This window comes from Trichormus variabilis 0441 (assembly GCF_009856605.1).
GTDB classification, from domain to species: Bacteria; Cyanobacteriota; Cyanobacteriia; order Cyanobacteriales; family Nostocaceae; genus Trichormus; species Trichormus variabilis.
Genome location: NZ_CP047242.1, coordinates 4,769,927 through 4,789,954, shown reverse-complemented (window position 1 = coordinate 4,789,954; position 20,028 = coordinate 4,769,927). Strand labels below are relative to the sequence as shown.

Here is a 20,028-nt window from a genome sequence, read left to right as displayed (position 1 = left end):
CAAACACTTGTTCAATGACACTCACGACTCATCACCACAACCCCATTTGCTAATCGATATACTCCTTGCGGTTCAATAATCGGGTCGCCTTTTTTCCACAAACTAGCCTTACTTTCATCACTGACACTCTGCACATCACCTGTGGCATAACTAGAAGCCATAACTTCACCAGGACGAGTTGGTAAACCACCAGTCCCAGTAATCACAAAACTACCTTCTTGCCTGAGACTACGCGCAATGCAACTATTGGCAATCAGTACGGTAGTATCAATGGGATTAGCTTGTAAATCTGTGAGTCCGTTTTGGATGGAGCTAATATCAGGCACACCAATAATATTGCCAGAGATTGTCCCAGTGGCGTTAATGTCAGAGCTACCATTACTCACTAGTGACTGGAGACTATTTCTATCAGGTATAGTTTGTCTGTCGGTGTAGAGAGAATCACTAAACACAGCGCGGGTGTTAAATTTAATATCTCCGCCTTGTCCCTCTGGTGCGAAGGCGAGAATATCACTATCTTCTAAGGCAATGATGGTATTTGCAGTGAGGGAAATTCCCCCACCCCTACCGCTACCATTAGATAAATCAGTGCGGATGTCACTGTTATTACGCAGATTAATATTTTTCGCAGTGATATCGATATTTCCACCACCAGCCTGTTCAGCTTGTGCGCTGACAAAAGCATGATTTACATAAAAATTGCCCCTAGCAGTAATGTTGATATCTCCTGCAATACCTCGTCCCTGACTGCGTGTGAGAACTCCAGCCTCGTTACTTAAATGAAAATTATTAGTAGATAAGGATACTGTTCCTCCATTACCAGTTGAGTCTGCAAGTGTTCCTGCAACGATCGCAGCATTATTTCCAGTTTCTGCATTTACCCCAGAGACGATTATACTATCTGTAGCATTAATAATAATGTCGCCTGCTTTGCCACTACTACCGGTGCTGGAAAAAATTTGTCCACCAGTCAAGGCCTCAAAGATACGAGTATTAATGGTAATACTACCTCCGTTACTGGAGTTAAAAGTTCCGGTAGTCACAAAACCATTTTTTTCTAAGAGGAAATAATCTGTATTAACGATGATGTCTCCTGGTTGACCAATACCCCCTCTGCTAGTCTCAGCTGCTAAGAAACTCTCAAACCCGTCTGCATCCCGTCCAGAAATAATTACATAATCTGCCGCATCAATGCGAATAGTGCCACCTTTGCCTATTCCTCCACCCCGAATACTAGCATCAACTTGACTACCATTAGTTAAAGTTAGTCTTGGTGTTTGAATATTAATATCTCCCCCATTCCCGACTGCACCAGCACCAACTAAACTAAATATTAACCCACTATCAAGAACTATCTCATCATTACTAAATATAGTAATATTGCCTGCATGACCTTGACCGAATGTTGCTGCTGATATAATGCCATTTGTTAGCTGTAATTTTCCAGTGGTAATCTTTAACTCACCACCATTACCCGCATTCGTCACATTATTATCAGAAGACACAACTCCCGTGAAAATTCTACTATAGGAATTTCCTGGGGAGCTGATGAGCTTAACAGTATCGGAGGCATTGATATTAATATTTCCCGCGTTTCCTCCTAAACTATTAGCAGCTTCTGCCGTAATAGCACCGCCATTTCTCACAATCAAATTTTTGGTATTTAGTGTTATGTCACCAGCACGGCTATCACTAAAAGTTTTGGCACTAAAACCTGTGATTATATCAGTTGCACCTTTTGCATCTATTTCTATTAGTTCAGTAGCTGTAATATTGATGTTACCACCCAATCCATTGGTTAATGCCTGTTCTCTGTCACCAGAAATAGATATAATAAAGCCACTATTTTTTACACTAATTCGTGAAGTTTGAATATTGATATTTCCTGCATTGCCTACATTGCTGATAGTGTTAAAAAAAGAGGATGTACTGCTAGTAATAAAAGACTTATCCTCTATATTAATATCCTCAGCATTAATATTAATATCCCCAGCATTTCCAGTCCCCAATGTATTAGCTGCTATTTGAGAATAATTAATTACATTCAACCGATTAGTACTAATAGATAAATTACCAGATTTTCCTTGACCAAAGGCGGTTGAAGATATAGAACCCCTATTATTTAAAATCACCGTATCAGCAGCTTGAATTTTAATATCTCCAGAATCATCCGCCAAAAAGTTGCTTGCACTTATTGAACTACTATCTACTGCTAAAAGATTGCGTGCCTGGATATTGATACCACCACTTTTTCCCCTAGTTGGTGTTCCTAATAACCGTGACTGCAACGAAGACACAGAGGTATCTCGCGGACGAACAATACTGCCAATTTGACTGCCTAATAAAGCAATCGTATCATCGACTTTAATATTAATTGTTCCGGAATTACCTTGTAAGGCAGACGACTGAACTGCACTATTACCAATTATTTGGAGTGATTGACCAAAAATATTGATGTTTCCACTATCTCCAATTCCCACAGAGGAATTTCCAATGATACTATTTTGAGCAACAGTGACAATGCCTGTAGCATTAATTGAGATATCGCCTGCTTTAGTCTCAGGGTTGCCTTGATTATTAAGTATACCTGCAAAAAAATAACTAGAATTTAGGCTCAAATTATCAGCATTAACTATAATATCACCACCACCAGCACCAGAAATAAAAAGGGCGCTATTATTGATTAATGAAATATCTGTTTTTGCTACACTATCAGGAAAATTCAGGCTGAATTTATTGCCATCAATATTAATTCCTATGGAGCCAGGTTCAACTAATCCACCAATTTCTACCCTACCACCTAATGCCTGAACTACTCCGCCATCGATTATAATTCTGCCGGTGGTATGAGATGTGGGTGCAATATTACCACCAAGTAGAATTAAACTCCTATTATTAGGAACTCCTAAATAGGCACGATTTTCAATTGAGTTTGTACCTTGATTAGCGATTTGGTTAAATAAGAATGCTGTGGGGTTGACCCTAAGTAGATGATTATCTGGTGAAACTGATGAATTTAAAGAAAATTCAGCACCACCAGGAAATTGAATAACATTAGCTGTAGTAGCGACGAAAGAACCACCTATATTTAAGCTAGCATTTGTGCCAAAAATAATGCCGTTGGGATTGATTAAATATAAATTGGCAGTCCCTTGAGTACCTATTCTGCCTTGAACATCGGAAGCTGTGCCACCTGTTACTCGTGCAAATATATTAGTTAAACTAGGGTCATTGATAAAAATTGCTGCACCATTACTAGGAACATTAAAACTAGCAAAACTGTGGAATAAATTAGTGTTACCAACTGTTGTACCACCTAAAATAAAGGAGTTTAAACCAATATCTATAACTTGTGTTTCTAAGGTTTGGTCGGCTGTGACTTGTGCCAAAATTTTCCCATTTGTTGTTAAAGTCACGCTGACTAATAAGCTTAAGCTCAAACACCGATTTAAATAATTTCGTTTAATCACAATTTTGCTTTCAAGCAAATTTTATATAAGGTTTATTAAGTTAAAATTCTTGGGCGATCGCTGAGGAAATATTTCCACTATCATCACAGTTGATTATTGTTGTTGAACCATCAATTTCTACTCTAATTATCAAATTGTTCGCTTTATATCGTCGTGCTTGCTGTTTCTCCACATCCATAGGATTAAACCCCAGCAAAACATATCCTTTGGCAGAAGTATATAGTTGCATAGTTTGCTCTACAGTTCTCAAGCCGCCTTTACCGTCGGGAGAGATAGTTCTCATTTTCCCTGAATAACCTTGCATTTTTAATCGCCCTACGTGAGCATTCCCCTTAGTTGTCCAGTCTAATTGCCAATCTAAGTTTAGGCGATCGCTATGATTTGGCTGAAGCAGTTGTAAAGGAGCGTTACAAATATTATATGTCCGGGGTGTAGCCACCTGATGAATCTGGATATTCTCTAGTCTGAGAGTCTGTAGACGACTGAGGACTGGTGATGAGCTTTGATTGTGAACAAGTGGTTTAATTATTGGTAAATCTGTAGGATTTTTCTTAGTTAAATTTGCGGAGGAATTAATAAAATAAGAGAGAAATTTACTAATATTTATATTAGGAGTATGACCTTTCGTGGCTCTGGAAGCAGGAAGAGAAATTTCATCCGCCATCGCATCGATATTATTAATTAATATTTGTGACCAAATTCCCTTACCCACAATGATTGCTACTATCGATGCCAATATTAAAGATATTCCAGGAGTTTTGACAAGTTTTCTATTTTGAGTGATAGCTAAAAATTTGCCAATAAATTCATTAGTAGTTATTCTGCCAAAACTGCCGAATCTAATGATAGTGCATATCGGGGATAAAGACAATGATATTGATGTCTGTCTTTGATGATTTAAACCTTGTGATAAACTTAGAGTTTCCTGTAAACATTCCGCAGCCGACTGATAGCGATGATGGGGATTGTAGGCTATCATTCTATCTAAAATCTCTGCTAAATCCTCTCTAATTTTTAGGCGATCGCGCCAAACAATTTGCCCTGTATACGAATCTAAAAGTTTTGTAGAATGTAAGCCTGTTAGCGCCTCAATGGCTATCATTCCTACTGCATAAATATCACTACAAAGCATCGGATTTTGTCTTAGCTGTTCCATCGGCATATATCCCGGTGTACCAATAATAAAGCTAGTTGAGACTTTTTTACCCTTGTTGTTGATAATTTGCGTACCTATTTCTTTAACAGCACCAAAGTCAATTAAAACAATTTTATTGTCGCTGCTACGTTTGATTAAGTTTTCTGGTTTTAAATCACGGTGGATGACTTGATTTTGATGAACAAAATCTAGAACTTCTAAAATATTCTGCAACAAGGAAATAACTTGAGTCTCACTCCATTTTCCAGAATTACTAAATTCTGTACGCAGATTTATACCATGAATAAATTCTTGTGCTATAAAAAACTCTTCATCCTCTCGAAAAAAAGCTAATAATCTGGGGATTTGGTCGTGACTTCCGAGTCTTTGTAGCGTTACCGCTTCTCGATTAAAAGCTCGTTGTAACCACATTATTGTAGACTGGTTGGTATTTTGAGGTTTAAGTCTTTTAATAACACATTGATAATCCTCTGGCTGATCCTTATCGATAGCTAAATAAGTCTCACCAATACCGCCCTCTCCTATTTTGTCTGTAATATAATAGCGACTACGAAGTGTTTTCCCAATCAGAGATGCTCCTGACATGAAGATACCTCCGTTTCTATAGTTAGACGATGTTGTAAAAATCCATAGCAAAAAACCTCCAGTTAGGTTGATAGTCACAACTAGAAGTCGCAACTATACAGATAAAACCCGCCTGTGCGGGTTAAGAGATTTCAGCAAATGGTGTAATAGAGAACACACCCACTAATTTAAACTTGATGCTTGCAATCAAAAAGAGAAAAAAATGTATTTTTAATTGCATAAAAATGTATTGTCTAAATATTGCAGATTGTGTATTCCACATATAGTCGTAGCCAGATAGATTAGGACATTAAGCTAACATCAAACCCTGAAAACACAAAGCTTTCAAGTCTGTGAACCGTTAACAGCTATATCTTTTCATTCCCTAAAGTCCCGCAAAACCAGGACAATCTTCATTTGCGCTGAAAAAGAATACAGTTTTCTGGAACTCTGCATACATGAAGTTGCATACATCGGTACTAAATTCTGCATTTCAGACTGCATAAAGCATAAACGACTAATTTCTATTCATTTCGTACTCTGTAAAATTATGCACTCTGAAGGGGTGACAAAGCGGCTGAAGCCAAGAAAATAGAGGAGTGTGAGCATTTTGAGGTAAAAAAAGATAGGTCAGGTATTCTCAATGAAACCGTCTTAACTATCGGTACGGGAACCACAATCGAAAATGCTTTTGGTGGTGATGGCAATGACACAATTATCGGTAATAGTGCTGCTAACATTTTGCATGGTGGTAGGAGTAATGATACTCTCGATAGCGGAGTAGGCAACGATACACTAACAGGAGGTGTAGAACGCGATCGCTTTACGTTCAACTGTTGATTTTACTTTAAATTTTGAGTTGATTCATACGTGTTTAATAAACTTTTTAAATCATTATTTAACCCTTGGTTAGTAACGCTATTTACTGCCAGTTTCATACTTTGTCTATTTTTTGGCAGTTTTCACCGAGCAGCTATAGTCAAGGCTCAAACTCCTGATGCTTATAAACTTGTTAATCAGGGTATTCAAAGCTATAAAAAAGGAGACTTTTATGCTGCCATTCAACACTGGGAAACAGCTTTAGATTTTTATCAAAAAAATAACGATACTCCTAATATAGCCATCATTAATGAAAATTTAGCTAGAACTTATCAACAGTTAGGTAATAAAAGCTTAACTTTGAGTTATTGGGAAAAGGTAAAAGCTTATTATCACTCTCAAAAAGATTTGCCAAAAGTCGGAAGAATCCTGACTGAAATAGCACAAATTTATAGTAATTCAGGACAAACAAAAAAAGCCATCAGTCTTTTATGTGGTGCAGATACATTAATTTGTCAAACAGGGAGTGCATTACAAATTGCCCAGGAACAACAAGATAAATTAGGAGAGGTTGCAGCCTTGGGAAGCTTAGGAGAAGCTCACCGACTGCAAGGTAACTATGATTTATCAATTAAATATCTAGAGACTGTCAACAATAGCCAAAATCAAACAGACAATTTTGCTATCCTTAACAGTTTAGCTAATGCTTACGCTGGCCGCGCCCAACTTTGGAATTTACGCGCTAAATCTGCTAAAAATCATAACTCTTCTAAAATGAATGAGTTTATACAACGTTCTCAAGATGATTATAGAATAGCCATAATTTCTTTGCAAAAAAGTATTGCCGTAGCAGCTAAAGAAAATAATAAAATTGCCGAACTACGCAGTCATATAAACTTCATCAAGCTTGCTTATCAAACTGTAGATAGTAATATCTTAAATCCCAATCAAATTGAGACAAATATCCAACAGGCTTTAGCTTTAATTGAGCAAACACCAGATTCAATTAACAAAGTATATGCAGAAATTGAATTAGCTAATTTACCTATTACTAATGATGAATTCACTTCATCCGTCAATCAATGCCACCAAAAAACAAGATTGCCAGAATTACAAGTTAAGCAGCTTTTTCATCAAGCCATTCAAACTGCCAAAAAATTGCAAGATGCCCGTTCTACATCATATGCTTTAGGAGAATTAGGACATTTATATGAATGCCAAAAAGAGTATAAATCTGCTTGGGAATTAACTAACCAGGCTATTTGGTTCGCTGACCAAAATTTACAAGCAAAAGATAGTTTATATTTATGGGAGTGGCAAGCAGGAAGAATTCTAGCAGCACAGAAACAACTTAATCAAGCACTATCTTTTTATGAAAGAGCTTATAAAACATTAGAAGAACTACGCAATGATATTTTAACTACAAACCGTGATTTCCAATTTGATTTCCGCGATGTTGTGGAGCCTGTCTACCGCCAATTGGCACAACTTCAGTTAGAATTGGCTACATCTAATAATCAAGATAGTGTAAGGCACAATCAACAACTAAATAGTGCATTGACCACTATCAACTCCCTCCGACAAGCAGAAATCCAAAATTATTTTGGTAATGATTGTATCCTAGCAGCTTTCAACAACCAGCCACTGTATCAAGTCATAGAAAAAGATACTGCTGTTATCAGTTCAATTATTTTTAAAGATAAAATAGGAATTTTACTCAGTCTACCCAATCAACAAGAATACTTACACTGGGTAGAGAATAAAAATCAAGAAACCTTGCGTCAAGAAATATCTCAATTCCGTAATAGTTTACTAGCACAACAAACTATCAATTACAGTACCAAAGATGCCGAAAATATTTACGATGCAATCATTATTCCAATTGAAAAATATTTAACAGAACAGAAAATTAAAACTTTAGTTTTTATTCAAGATGGTTTCTTGCGTGATGTCCCAATGGCTGCGCTTTACGACAAAAATGAAAGCAAATATTTAATTGAAAAATATGCTGTTGCTACAACTTCTAGTTTACAATTAACCGACTTAAAACCTTTAAGCTCACAAGTCAATCGTGCTTTAGTTTTAGCGTTGAGTCAAGAAAGTAAAATAGATAATAAGGTTTTTCCTGAACTCGCATATTTCCCTATAGAATATGGGGCTATTAAAAAAATATTTCCCGAAAGTAAAAAACTAGAAAATGAAGAGTTTGCTATCCAAAACTTAAAAAGAGAAATTCAAGAAAAAACTTATCCCATTATTCATATTGCGACTCATGCACAGTTTGGTATTATCCCAGAAGATACGTTTCTAGTAATAGGTAATAATGAAAAACTTACCATTGATAAACTAGAAGCTATACTGCGCCAATCTGGTAATATTTCTAATGCAGTGGAACTATTAACATTAACGGCTTGTGAAACAGCTACAGGTGACGATCGCGCTACACTAGGTTTAGCTGGTGTAGCATTGCAAGCTGGGACAAAAAGCGCCTTAGCTTCACTATGGCCTGTAGACGATGATTCTACAGCCAACTTAATTGCCGAGTTTTACGATAAGTTACGTAATTCAGGAATGAGTAAAGCACAAGCTTTACAAGCAGCACAGTTAAAACTAATCAGTGCCAAACAAATACCAGAAATTAATGACAAATATGACCATCCATACTATTGGTCAGCATTTATCCTCATAGGAAATTGGCTTTGAAAAGGAATAGTCAAAACTAAGTCTGCTTATAAATCCTTTTCAACAAGTATCGTCAACTCCCCTCAGTTTCTTAATGAAGATGTGCTTTATTTTTAACTGTAGAAACGTTGCATACAACCTCTTTACATCATTTTTGCTGCAACTTCATAGAGAATTGCTATCAATCTTTTTCTTGATCTGCTATTTTATGTAGAAATTGTATTCTCTTTTGAACTAATGTTTGAATCTCTGTAGGCTTTGGCGATTCATTTTTAGCAAAGCTTTTAACTATTTTTGCCCCTAAATCACCTAGTTTGCCATTATTTGCTAACTTTAAAGCCTCATTCAATGCGTCATACCATAAATTTTCTTCAGCCAAAACAGTAGCTTTTTGTAAACCATTAGCTGTACTGGGTAATTTACTTTTGAGTGTAGATGATATTTCTACAACAATAAATTCAGCCGCTTCGACTATGTTCACCCCAGAACATCTCATAGATAACTGCCAAAGATATTTCTTACCTATAGTTAAATCAGGGTTTTCTTCAGGTAAGGGTATTTGAAATATACCTGATTTTACATCTTTGTGTACGGCATTACCTAGCTGTTTGACTTCCTTGTCGGAAGTAAATTCAAAAATCCGCAACTCTACCTTCTGGGGACTAGAGACAAAACCGACAAAAGTAGGACGTAACTCTGTTGTGTATCCAACATAAGTCTGTGGTGCAAGTACTGTTAGAGGTATGGTTTCACTGGAGTCATTTGGACAACCTCGTTTACCCGCGCTTCTACTATAGTCGCTTGCAGGTTGGCGGCGATTAGATGATGAAGAAGCTGTAACTGCAACTGGTGTCAGAAACAGCAATAAGCCAAGACTAGCACTAGTTACTAATCTGGGGTTGATAGTGAGGCTCAAATTTTTTGACATTTGCCTTCTCTAAGTTATCAATTTGATCAACAGGGAGAAATTTCTGTCTATAAGAAGTGGAATCTTACCATATTTATATGAAATTATTGTAGGGTGTGTTGTACCAATTCTCTAGTAGAGAAGTTGCATACAACCTCTAGATTTTTGAAATATACGTAGGGGAGTCACTGCGCCCTTAGGGGTTTCCCGGCTTGGAACAAGTGGCGTTGGGCAATGTCCATCAGAAGCATGATGAGGTGGGCAATGTCCACCCTACAGATAATAAAATATTTTCCATAATCAAATCTAATTCAAATAGTTATTTTTATTGTTTGTTAATTTCCATGTAACTTCACAGATTGTTCCTTTGGGGTAAAGGGATTCACACTTGAAATTTCCTCCTAGTTTTTTAGCAATATTTTTAAGTTGTTTCATCCCTTTATTTTCAGAAAATGAAGTAAGTCCACAACCATTGTCTTTAATCATCAAAGTATATGAACTTCGTTCTTTCTTACCAATGGCTTCAATTCGTTTGACACCTTTGGCGTGTTTTCCTACATTACATAAAGCTTCTTCCAAAAATAGGCACAACTCTTGTTTTTTTTCTATATTTAAGTATTTTTCATCTATAGGCTCAAATGTGCGGACTTTGACGTTAATGTTATAGAAATACTCTAAATCATCTCTGGCAATAGTACTTGTGTATACTTCGTAAAATAGCTCATGGATTGGTCTTTTTAAGTCAATTTTGACACGGCTACCTAAGCGCAAGCTTTCATTGGGGGTTAATGCTTCGATCCTTAAATATTCACCGATAGAACGAATTTCAGAATTAAGTTTTTCTAACTGCAATATTAATTTATCGTTTTGTAAGTTGTCTGTACCTACCTGCCTCAATATATTAGCTAAAGTCTGTAACGGTCCATTATGAATAAGTGTAAATGTATGCTCTATAGTGTGTTGACTTAGCTGTATTTTTATTTGATTTTGTTTATATTCATGAAAAGCAAAGACACTGATTCCCAAACCGTTAATTCCTAAAATTAGTAAAGTCGGTGCTAGAGGAATCCACCAACCTAATAAGATGAGTAAGTAGCTGATACTTATTAAGCAAAATATTATTAATATAATAGTTAATAAATTTCTGCGAAAAGTCTCTGTCACTCTAGCAATAATTATTGCTGTCACACCCCAAATCACTAACCATAAATATTCCCACCCGTCAGACCAAACTTTTAATAATGGTCTATCATTGACAACTGCATTAATTATTTGCGAAGTAACATGGGCATGAAATTCGACTCCATAAATTTGACTATGAATTTTTGAGCTAGTAGTTGCTGAAGTATTAAATAAATCATTACTACTAGCAGCAGTTACACCAATTATGATTATTTTTTGCTTGAGCCAATTTGGATCAAATTTACTACTTTTAATATCATTTAGAGAAATAAACCGAAATGGTTGCTTACCACTGCGAAAATTAACTAGCATTTTTAAGCCAGTATCATTTTCTCCTACATATCCACCAGTATTTGCAGAAAATATAGGCAGTTCTATATCAGCAAATCGAATATAAGAATTATATTTTCCCGTATCTATAATTATATTTTTAGTAGCTAAATAACCTTGTGCTAATCTTAGGGCTAGGGAATATTTATCATCTTGGGGATTTTCGGGATTTTGGGGTGAGGCGGTCAAAAGTAAATAGCGACGATAGTTACCATCTCTATCTGCGATTACATCAGAAAAACCTATTTGTTTTGGTGGTAGGTTTGGTGGTGGAGAAATTTCGTCAGGTGGTAAAACTTTCTCAATACCAATCAGGTTTTGATATTGTTGAAATGCTTTGATAAGTTCTTGATGTCCTGGTTCTATTGGGACATTTTTTACAATATCAAGTCCAATCACTGCGGGTTTGTAAATCTGAATTTTTTGAATCAATGAAGCAATTTCTGCATCTGGCACCGGGTAAGTTCCTAAACTACGAATGTCATTTTCATTAATTCCAATAATCACTATTTTTGGGTCAGTAATTTCGGCTGGGCGCAACCGTAAAAAAGTATCAAATAATATCAATTCTAAGCCCTGCAATAAACCGGATAATCTGGCAATTATAATAATAAATAAAACAGTCATTCCAGGTATAGCTACCTGTCGCAAAATAATAATTTCTTGCTTAATTTTTCTTGTATTAAGCCGGAACATAAGTAAGCAATAAATAATAACTAATCAATCAATCCTTCTTGTCGAGCGCGGATTTCAGTTTGAATTCGCATATTTTTTCCTGGTTCTGGATAAATGCCAAGTACATCTTGAATCTTCGTCCAGTATGTACGCACGGCGCGCTCGGATCTGTGAATCCGTTTGCAGATTGCTATATCTGTTAAACCTTCTTCAAAAGCTAATTTTAGTACTTCTAACCACTCTGGCTTCAGCTCTAATCCAGTTTTGATGTCTTTGGTGTGGGTTGCCCCTTGTAGTGCTAAATTAGCTCGAACTATCATCTCAGATTCGCATAGTCCCTTATCAGCGATCGCAAAGCCACCTTGATGCTCGTCAATTTCGTGTTTGATCCTGACCAAAGCCTTGACATAACTACTTTGTACCAAAAAATTCTGTTGGGGATATTCCTGGATTAACTGTTGTAGCAAATTGATACCCGTATCAATATAAGCGATCGCACCAGTTTTTTCGGGTATTGATAAATCCATGACAATCAAATCAAACGCAGAATTTCTCATCTGTGTCAGCGCCTCAACTACTGTTTTTGCTGTGGAGATCGCTGCATCTGGATATTGTTGCTGTAGTACATTCAGCGTTCCACTTAAAATTAACTGGTGGTCATCAACAACTAAAATTTTCAGTGTGGATGATTGAGGTGAATCTTGGCTCATTATCAATTGATCAACATTAACCATACTTATATCTCTATCTATAATTAAATGTTTAATTATTTGTGTATATTCACAATTAGGCTCACTAGTTTCAGTTGTGAAAATTTTGAGTTTTATATAGTTAAAGTCTCTATTTGGCTCTTGTAAGTCGCTAGGTTTTAAACTTTGTATCCATGTAAGTGCTTTTACTAATAGTTTCATTTCAGATAGTATATATGGTACTCAATAGACAAAATATTAAGAATATATTTATTCAAGAGCAATGGTTTGTCTGATCACACAACTATTTGATGTTTGTTAGGGTAACTTGATATGTGCCAGAAAATTACCCACACTTGTATTCCTTGCTCTCTTTCCCTTCCCACGTCTTAACTACGCAAGTGAGTATGGCTACGCTACCCGAACAGAAATCCAACTAGGCAAGGTATCCACACATTCTATAAAAAGACAAATTCGATGCCTATGCAGAAAAATGCACTTCTTTTGAAGTATTAACATCGCCACTAACTTCCTATGAAAGTTGTAGGATAGAGATTCAGAATTAATTTGTGATTTCTTATGTCTGCTACGCCTGTTACCCAACTAACTCCATCATCTCAGCCACAACAACCTTGTTTACCCCTGCTCGGCGCTTCAGTCACGGAGTTAACTAGTTGGGTGCAGCAGCAAGGACAGCCTGCTTATAGGGGTAAGCAGTTGCACGATTGGATTTATCACAAGGGAGTGCGATCGCTCACTGATATTTCTGTATTCTCTAAACAATGGCGGGCTGCTGTTGCCGATGTCCCCATTGGACGTTCTACCATTCACCATCGGTCTGTGGCCTCGGATGGGACCGTTAAGTATCTCCTACAACTGAGCGACGGTGAAATCGTGGAAACCGTTGGTATTCCTACAGACAAGCGGTTGACAGTCTGTGTTTCTACCCAGGTAGGTTGTCCGATGGCTTGCGATTTCTGTGCTACTGGTAAAGGTGGTTACAAACGCAACCTCGAAAGACATGAAATTGTTGATCAAGTTCTCACTGTCCAAGAAGATTTTCAGCAACGGGTGAGCCATGTTGTATTCATGGGGATGGGTGAACCGTTGTTGAATACAGAGAATGTTTTGGCTGCGCTGAGAAGCTTAAATCAAGATGTGGGTATTGGCCAGCGATCGCTGACTTTATCCACTGTAGGGATACGCGATCGCATCAGTCAATTAGCCGAACATCATCTACAAGTGACTCTGGCGGTGAGTCTCCACGCTCCCAACCAAGCACTGCGCGAACAACTCATACCCAGCGCTCGCTCCTATCACATTGAGGATTTACTGGCTGAATGTCGAGAGTATGTAGCTATCACAGGCAGACGAATTTCTTTTGAATATATCCTGCTGGCTGGCGTGAATGATTTGCCAGAACACGCTTTAGAACTATCAAAGCATCTACGAGGTTTTCAAAATCACGTTAATTTAATTCCTTATAATCCTATCTCAGAAGTGGACTATAAACGCCCTAGTGGCGATCGTATTCAAGCGTTCCTCACAGTGCTTCAACAACAACATATTGCTGTGAGTGTCCGCTATTCTCGTGGTTTAGAAGCTGATGCTGCTTGTGGACAACTACGCACCAAAACATCAAGGTAATACCAATTTAAAAAAAGAATGTGACAAATAAACAATCTGTAGAGACGCGATTCATGAGCCAGCGCGTTGCGGGGGCTCCCCCCGTTGTAGCGACTGGCGTCGCGTCTTCACCCAAGGATGTATAACAATCATTAATAAAGAGTAAAAGCAGAGGAATGTTTGGTAGGGTGCGTCAGTATGAATAATTTCTGAGTACAGTTAGGTACTATTGCACTGACACACCCTACATTTAAAATTTATTCATCTGGAAGTCCCTAATTTTGGGACTCATCCAAAATCGGTAAGGAGATGACAAATTCAGTTCCCTCACCAAGGGTAGAATTTACTGTCAGCGTTCCGCCATGTTTTTCTACCACAATAGACTGAGCTATAGCCAATCCTAATCCCGTTCCTTTTCCTACCATTTTGGTAGTAAATAAGTGGTCAAATATCTTGGCTTTAACTTCTTCGCTCATTCCCTTCCCATTATCAGCAATAGTAATCTTCACTTGCTGATTTTCTAGTAAGGTTCTAATCATTATTTTGTTGTGATTTGCTTGAATTTCCGCAAAACTACGTCCCATATTTGCCTCATCTAAAGCATCAATGGCATTTGCCAGAATGTTCATAAATACCTGATTTATTTGCCCTGGAAAGCATTCAATCATGGGTGAATCAGCATATTCTGTTACTACTTCAATTGCTGGACGTTGTTCGTTAGCTTTTAGACGATGCTTTAAAATGAGAATTGTACTCTCAATACCTTCATGAATATTGAATGGTACTTTATAATCTCTATCAGCACGAGAGAAAGTGCGAAGACTGGTACTAATATTTTTGAGTCTTTCACAAGCCATTGTCATCGACTCAATCATCTTCGGCAAATCTTCTAAAATATATTCCAAGTCAATTTCTTGGGCATGGTCTGCGATTTTCTCAATCTTGTCGGGCAAATTTTCTTGATAGAGCTTCAAGTGTTCGGTAATGTCAGCTATGATTGGTTGAGCTTGCATAAGACTGGCAGCAATAAAGCCCAAAGGATTATTCATTTCATGGGCTACCCCAGCAACTAAATTACCCAGTGCCGACATTTTTTCACTTTGGACAATTTGTAATTGGGCTTGTTGTAAATCTTGTAATGCTTGTTGGGCTTTTTGATAAAGTCTGGCATTTTCTAGTGATATTGCTGCTTGGGAAGAAAGTAGATTGACTACTTGCAAATGTTCGCTATTAAATACCTCACTTGTGAGTTCATTTTCTAAGTAGAGAATTCCCACTAAATGACCTTGATGAATAATTGGTGTGCATAATACACTTTTTGGCTGATGCTCTAGCATATATTCCCCAATTACCCCAGGAATATCTGTTTGGCAATTGTCTATAATCAGGGGTTTCTGGGTATTTTTTACGTAATTGATAATTTTTGGGGGTATATCTTGACAATCTTCTATTGATTGTGAGGAAAGGATAGTTTGTATATTAGTGTGAGAACTTGACTCTTGATTAACCGAGGTAATTGCTTTAACTTGCCAAGTTTCTTCTAGGGGAAGAATGAGTACAGATTTTTTCGCGCCGGAATTTTCGAGGATAATCCGGGTGAGGTTGGCAATCAGTTCGTCTAATTCAATACAGCCAGATATAGCTTGAGCGCCTTTGAGAACAGAAGTAAAGTCCAGAATCTCTGAAATATTTGTGCTACTAGTAGTAGTAGTATGAGTAGATGAAGTGGCCCCACGAAAGGTAATAGTTTCCAAGGGGTTGAAGTTGATTCGTTGCTGTTGCAGAATAGGTTTGAGTAGTTGGGGATAGGTTTTTTCTAGGTGATGAGCTTTGGCTTTGGCTCCCCAACGGGCGTAGCCGTAGCAGGCTTCCTGCATATATACTTGGGCAATTTTTACTTTACCCCAGTCGAGATAGAATTTAGCTGCAAGTTCGTTAGCTAAAGCTTCTTCGTAGCCATACTGATTTGCTTGAGCTTGGCTAATTGCTTGTTCATAAAGTTCTATAGCCTTGGTTTTTTGTTTTTTAATTCGGGCTTTTTCTGCTTGAATGAGGAGGAACTTGTGCCGGATATTTTCAGGACAAGCTTTTAGCCAACGCTTTAAGCTTGTTTCTAGGGGGAGGAGTGCTTGCCAATGGTGTTGACGCTCAGATGCTTCGGTAGCGGTTTCAGCTAGCGCCAGGTGCATTAATGCCACATAAAAAACGCTGGAAGGGACTTTTGCATGACTGGAAATAGTGGTTTCAATCATGCTCAGTTGGGGGATTAAATCGGAGTAGGTGGATTTTTGGTCAAATAAATAAGCATGGCGAATTTTAACGGAATATAACCAAGATAAGTGATAGGGAGCATTGGCATATTTTTGCAAATATTCAGCTTCACTAAAATCGTCATCATCAAAGGTGAAGAGCGTTTTTGTTAACCCCAGGAGATGGCGAATTGGTTGCAGAACTCCTGCTGTTAAAGCATCTAGGTTATCTAAGCTTTTGATTTGATGAAGAAAGGCTGCATGATTTTGAGCGATCGCATACAAATCATCTAAATGTTTACCATAAGTTAGGCGATCGGAACCACTCTGCATCATCATGAAGCCTACTGTTAGCCAGTTTCCCGCTTCCATCCCATATTGGTAGGCGTTGTTATAGTATGTATCTGCCTCTCGAATGGGACGACTCCAGCTATGCACATCAGCTGCAAAGATGAAATTTGTCATCCCTCGCACATCAGCATTATCAAACTGTTCACAAAGCTGTACTGCCATTTCCCCAAACTCATAAGCAGTGGCGCAGTCTTTGAATACACCATTAGCAATCAAGCCATAGCCGGCATAACCAAAGGGAGACATATCGCTGTTACCATACTGTAATGACAGCGTGGTCATCTTGGCGAGTGCTAGCAATGCTAAGGTGCTTTGACCATCGAGCCAGGCGGCGTAGAACAAAATTTGTAAAATTCGCAGCATTTCGGCAATGCTGGGATCTACCATTTTGGGGGCGGCAAGAATGGATTCAATGGTATGCTGCTCTAGAAATTGCTGAACTGTGGCGATTTCCGCATCTAGGCCAGCTTGTATCATCTCCGGTTGTGTGGGGATTGTCCATCCTAACATCTGTAAACTTTGACGTTGAATAGCGATCGCCTCAGCATTTCGTCCCTGGAGCTGATACTGTGTCATCTGTATGCGATAAACTATGGCTTGGTCAAGGGGGGCTTGAGCATAGGTGAGTGTTTCTGCATACAAGGCTTCGGCTTGGTCAAATTTACCACAAAGATAAGCGGCTTCTGAAGCATCACGGTGCAAACTGTACATGAGTGGATAGTCTTGCTGCCAAGCATCTGGCGATAATACACTCATCCCAATGGTGCAATAGTCGTAAGCAGCTTGATAGGCGGCTGAGAGTTTGGCTTTTTGTCCAGCTTTTAAGTTTAGATGCGCCAGTTCTTGTTTCTGTTCATTGCTAGTGATGACATCTAGCCCCATATTCAGCTGATTGACAATGTCAAAAATCCGTTCTTCTTGTTCCCCCTGAGATAACCCTTGCAACAGCAATTGACCGATCTGGAAATGGGTATACTGCTTTTGCTCTGCGGGAATCAATGAGTATGCTGCTTGCTGGACGCGATCGTGGAGAAATTTGTAGGTAACAGTTTGTGAACCTTTGACTTCATCCTGTATTTCCCTATCGACATAAAATTTATAAACTTCACTCTGGGGTAAAATCAATCCTTCTTGTAATGCCTTCCATAAGGCTGTAGCGGTTTCAGTTAATGATTTTTCCCAAATAATCGCCAAAATTCCTAAATCAAATTTATTCCCTATACACGCCGCAAATTTGAGAATATTCTGTGTTGTCTGTGGCAATTTCTGTAACTGCAATGCCATGAATTCAACAACATCATCGGAAAGGGATGACTCTTTAACTCCCACAATATCGCACTGCCAATTTCCCTCATCCCCATTAAATGTAATGAGTCCATCTTCATATATCGCCTTGATAAACTGGGTGCTGAAAAAGGGGTTTCCCTTGGTTTTTTGATATACCAATTGAGTTAATGGTTGGGCAATTGCCGATGAACAACTCAGGGTATCTGCCACTAGTTGATTTAAACTAGATTGACTCAGGGGCGCAAGGGTAATAGTATTGATGGTGGCTTGGGCTTTTCTAATTTCTGCCAAACTGAACATCAATGGATGGGCATCGGAAACTTCATTATCTCGATAAGCCCCAATTAATAATAAATATCCCCCTCCTGATTCACTCATCAACAACTGCATCAAGTTGAGAGATGCGGAGTCTGCCCATTGCAAATCATCTAAAAACATCACTAAGGGATGTTCCTGAGTTTTGAATACCTGGACAAATTTCTGAAATAATAAATTAAACCGATTTTGGGCAGCAGTTCCTGATAGTTCTATGATTGGCGGTTGTTGACCAATAATTCCTGCTAATTCGGGGATGACTTCAATAATTACCTGTCCATTCTCACCAACGGCTGCTAATATCTGACTTTTCCATTGCTGAATTTGAGCGTCGCTTTCTGTCAACAACTGCCCCATTAAATCCCGGAATGCTTGTACAAAAGCACTAAAGGGAATATTACGCTGAAATTGGTCATATTTGCCTTTAATAAAATAACCCCGTTGTCGAACAATGGGTTTATGAACTTCGTTGACTACGGCTGTTTTCCCAATACCCGAAAACCCAGCTACCAGCATCATTTCGGTGTTACCGGTACTGACGCGCTCAAATGCTTGGAGTAGGGTTTCTACTTCGGCTTCTCGTCCATATAATTTATCAGGAATAATGAAGCGATCGCACACATCCCTCTGAGCAATTGGGAAACTCTCAATTTTACCCGTTTCTTGCAGTTGGACTAAGCACTTTTCTAAATCATACTTCAGACCTAATGCGCTTTGATAGCGGTCTTCCGCATTTTTCGCCATGAGTTTGTTAACAATGTCTGAGAGTACGGATGGAATTGTTAGATTAATTTCATGTACTAAAGTTGGGGCTTTTGCCAGATGACAATGTACCAACTCCATTGCGTCCTCTGAGGGGAATGGTAATTTTCCTGTCAATAGTTCGTAAAAAGTTGCCCCCAAAGAATAAAAATCAGTGCGATGGTCAATCCCACGATTCATCCGTCCAGTTTGTTCGGGAGAAATATAACCTAATGTTCCTTCCAAAACGTTGGGATTGATTAAAGTTTGAGTTTCCCGTGGAAGCAAGGAGGCTATACTAAAGTCAATTAATTTAACCTGTGTCGTTTCTGGGTTAATGAGAATATTGGCAGGTTTAATATCTTTATGAATAATGCGCTGACGATATAGTATGTCTAAGATGTCGCATAGGGCGATCGCTATTTGTAAAAATTTATCTAGAGACGCGACATAATGATTGTGGACGAAATAATCCTTCACAGAAATTCCGCCAAAGTCTTCCATTACTAACTGATAGCCATTATGTAAGGGTTCTAGGCTATGGGTGGCGATGATTCCGGGATAGTTGAGATTTTTGGCGATGGTGTATTGGTTGCGGAACTGTACCAGTTCAGAAAAGCTGGGATAAGGATTTTTCAGCAGTTTAATTACCACTGGTAAGGTGTCTGCCTGTCGAATAGCTCGATAAACTAGGGTTCTGGAACCATCATAAAGTTCTTCGCTGATAGTATAACCGGGAATATTAAGCATATTATCACTTCTTAAATATCAGATTTAGCATTCCCGTACAAGCGAAATATTGTGATAAACAAAGTAGAAGTTCATAATATCTTGTTAGAAAAATAATCTTTATGTTCCAAGGTTACTAGAAATCCTCAACTTAAATTTCCCCTATATGCCAAGTGTTACAAAGCAGAATATTGATTCTACCCTTCTCCTTCTCCTGTCGGAGACGCTGCGCGTAGCTTGCTTCCCGTAGGGTACG

Annotated in this window: 9 protein-coding genes; 3 read left to right on the top strand and 6 right to left on the bottom strand. The window is 38.2% G+C overall.

The window, feature by feature from the left end:
- Window positions 1-11: 11 nt before the first annotated feature.
- A complete protein-coding gene (locus GSQ19_RS19755; RefSeq protein ID WP_011319563.1) occupies window positions 12-3,470 on the bottom strand; it encodes a two-partner secretion domain-containing protein in 3,459 nt (1,152 codons plus the stop codon).
- A 40-nt stretch (window positions 3,471-3,510) separates the two neighbouring features.
- Window positions 3,511-5,211 carry a serine/threonine-protein kinase gene (locus GSQ19_RS19750; protein ID WP_011319562.1) on the bottom strand — a complete coding sequence of 567 codons (1,701 nt, stop codon included), beginning with the start codon at window positions 5,209-5,211 and terminating at the stop codon, window positions 3,511-3,513.
- A 570-nt stretch (window positions 5,212-5,781) separates the two neighbouring features.
- On the opposite strand from GSQ19_RS19750, the gene GSQ19_RS30575 reads away from it, so the two are divergent.
- Together GSQ19_RS30575 and GSQ19_RS19740 are read left to right on the top strand one after the other, a co-directional pair.
- Entirely contained in the window at window positions 5,782-6,030 is a 249-nt protein-coding gene (locus tag GSQ19_RS30575; RefSeq protein ID WP_369334914.1) for a M10 family metallopeptidase C-terminal domain-containing protein, read from the top strand.
- Window positions 6,031-6,060: 30 nt separating this feature from the next.
- Window positions 6,061-8,712, top strand: coding sequence for a CHAT domain-containing protein (locus GSQ19_RS19740; RefSeq protein ID WP_011319561.1), 2,652 nt, complete (start codon window positions 6,061-6,063; stop codon window positions 8,710-8,712).
- Window positions 8,713-8,872: 160 nt separating this feature from the next.
- On the opposite strand, the gene GSQ19_RS19735 is transcribed toward GSQ19_RS19740, so the two are convergent.
- The 3 genes from GSQ19_RS19735 to GSQ19_RS19725 form a co-directional block, all read right to left on the bottom strand.
- On the bottom strand, window positions 8,873-9,619 hold the full coding sequence (locus GSQ19_RS19735; RefSeq protein ID WP_011319560.1) for a DUF928 domain-containing protein: 747 nt from the start codon (window positions 9,617-9,619) through the stop codon (window positions 8,873-8,875).
- 285 nt (window positions 9,620-9,904) lie between these two features.
- Entirely contained in the window at window positions 9,905-11,806 is a 1,902-nt protein-coding gene (locus GSQ19_RS19730) for a sensor histidine kinase (protein WP_011319559.1), read from the bottom strand.
- Window positions 11,807-11,826: 20 nt separating this feature from the next.
- On the bottom strand, window positions 11,827-12,696 hold the full coding sequence (locus GSQ19_RS19725) for a response regulator transcription factor (RefSeq protein WP_011319558.1): 870 nt from the start codon (window positions 12,694-12,696) through the stop codon (window positions 11,827-11,829).
- A 357-nt stretch (window positions 12,697-13,053) separates the two neighbouring features.
- Here GSQ19_RS19725 and rlmN point away from each other — a divergent pair, with 357 nt between their 5' ends.
- Entirely contained in the window at window positions 13,054-14,121 is a 1,068-nt protein-coding gene (rlmN, locus tag GSQ19_RS19720; protein ID WP_011319557.1) for a dual-specificity RNA methyltransferase RlmN, read from the top strand.
- Window positions 14,122-14,375: 254 nt separating this feature from the next.
- Here the strand turns inward: rlmN and GSQ19_RS19715 are convergent, their stop codons facing one another.
- Entirely contained in the window at window positions 14,376-19,793 is a 5,418-nt protein-coding gene (locus GSQ19_RS19715; RefSeq protein ID WP_011319556.1) for a trifunctional serine/threonine-protein kinase/ATP-binding protein/sensor histidine kinase, read from the bottom strand.
- Between the last annotated feature and the right edge of the window lie 235 nt (window positions 19,794-20,028).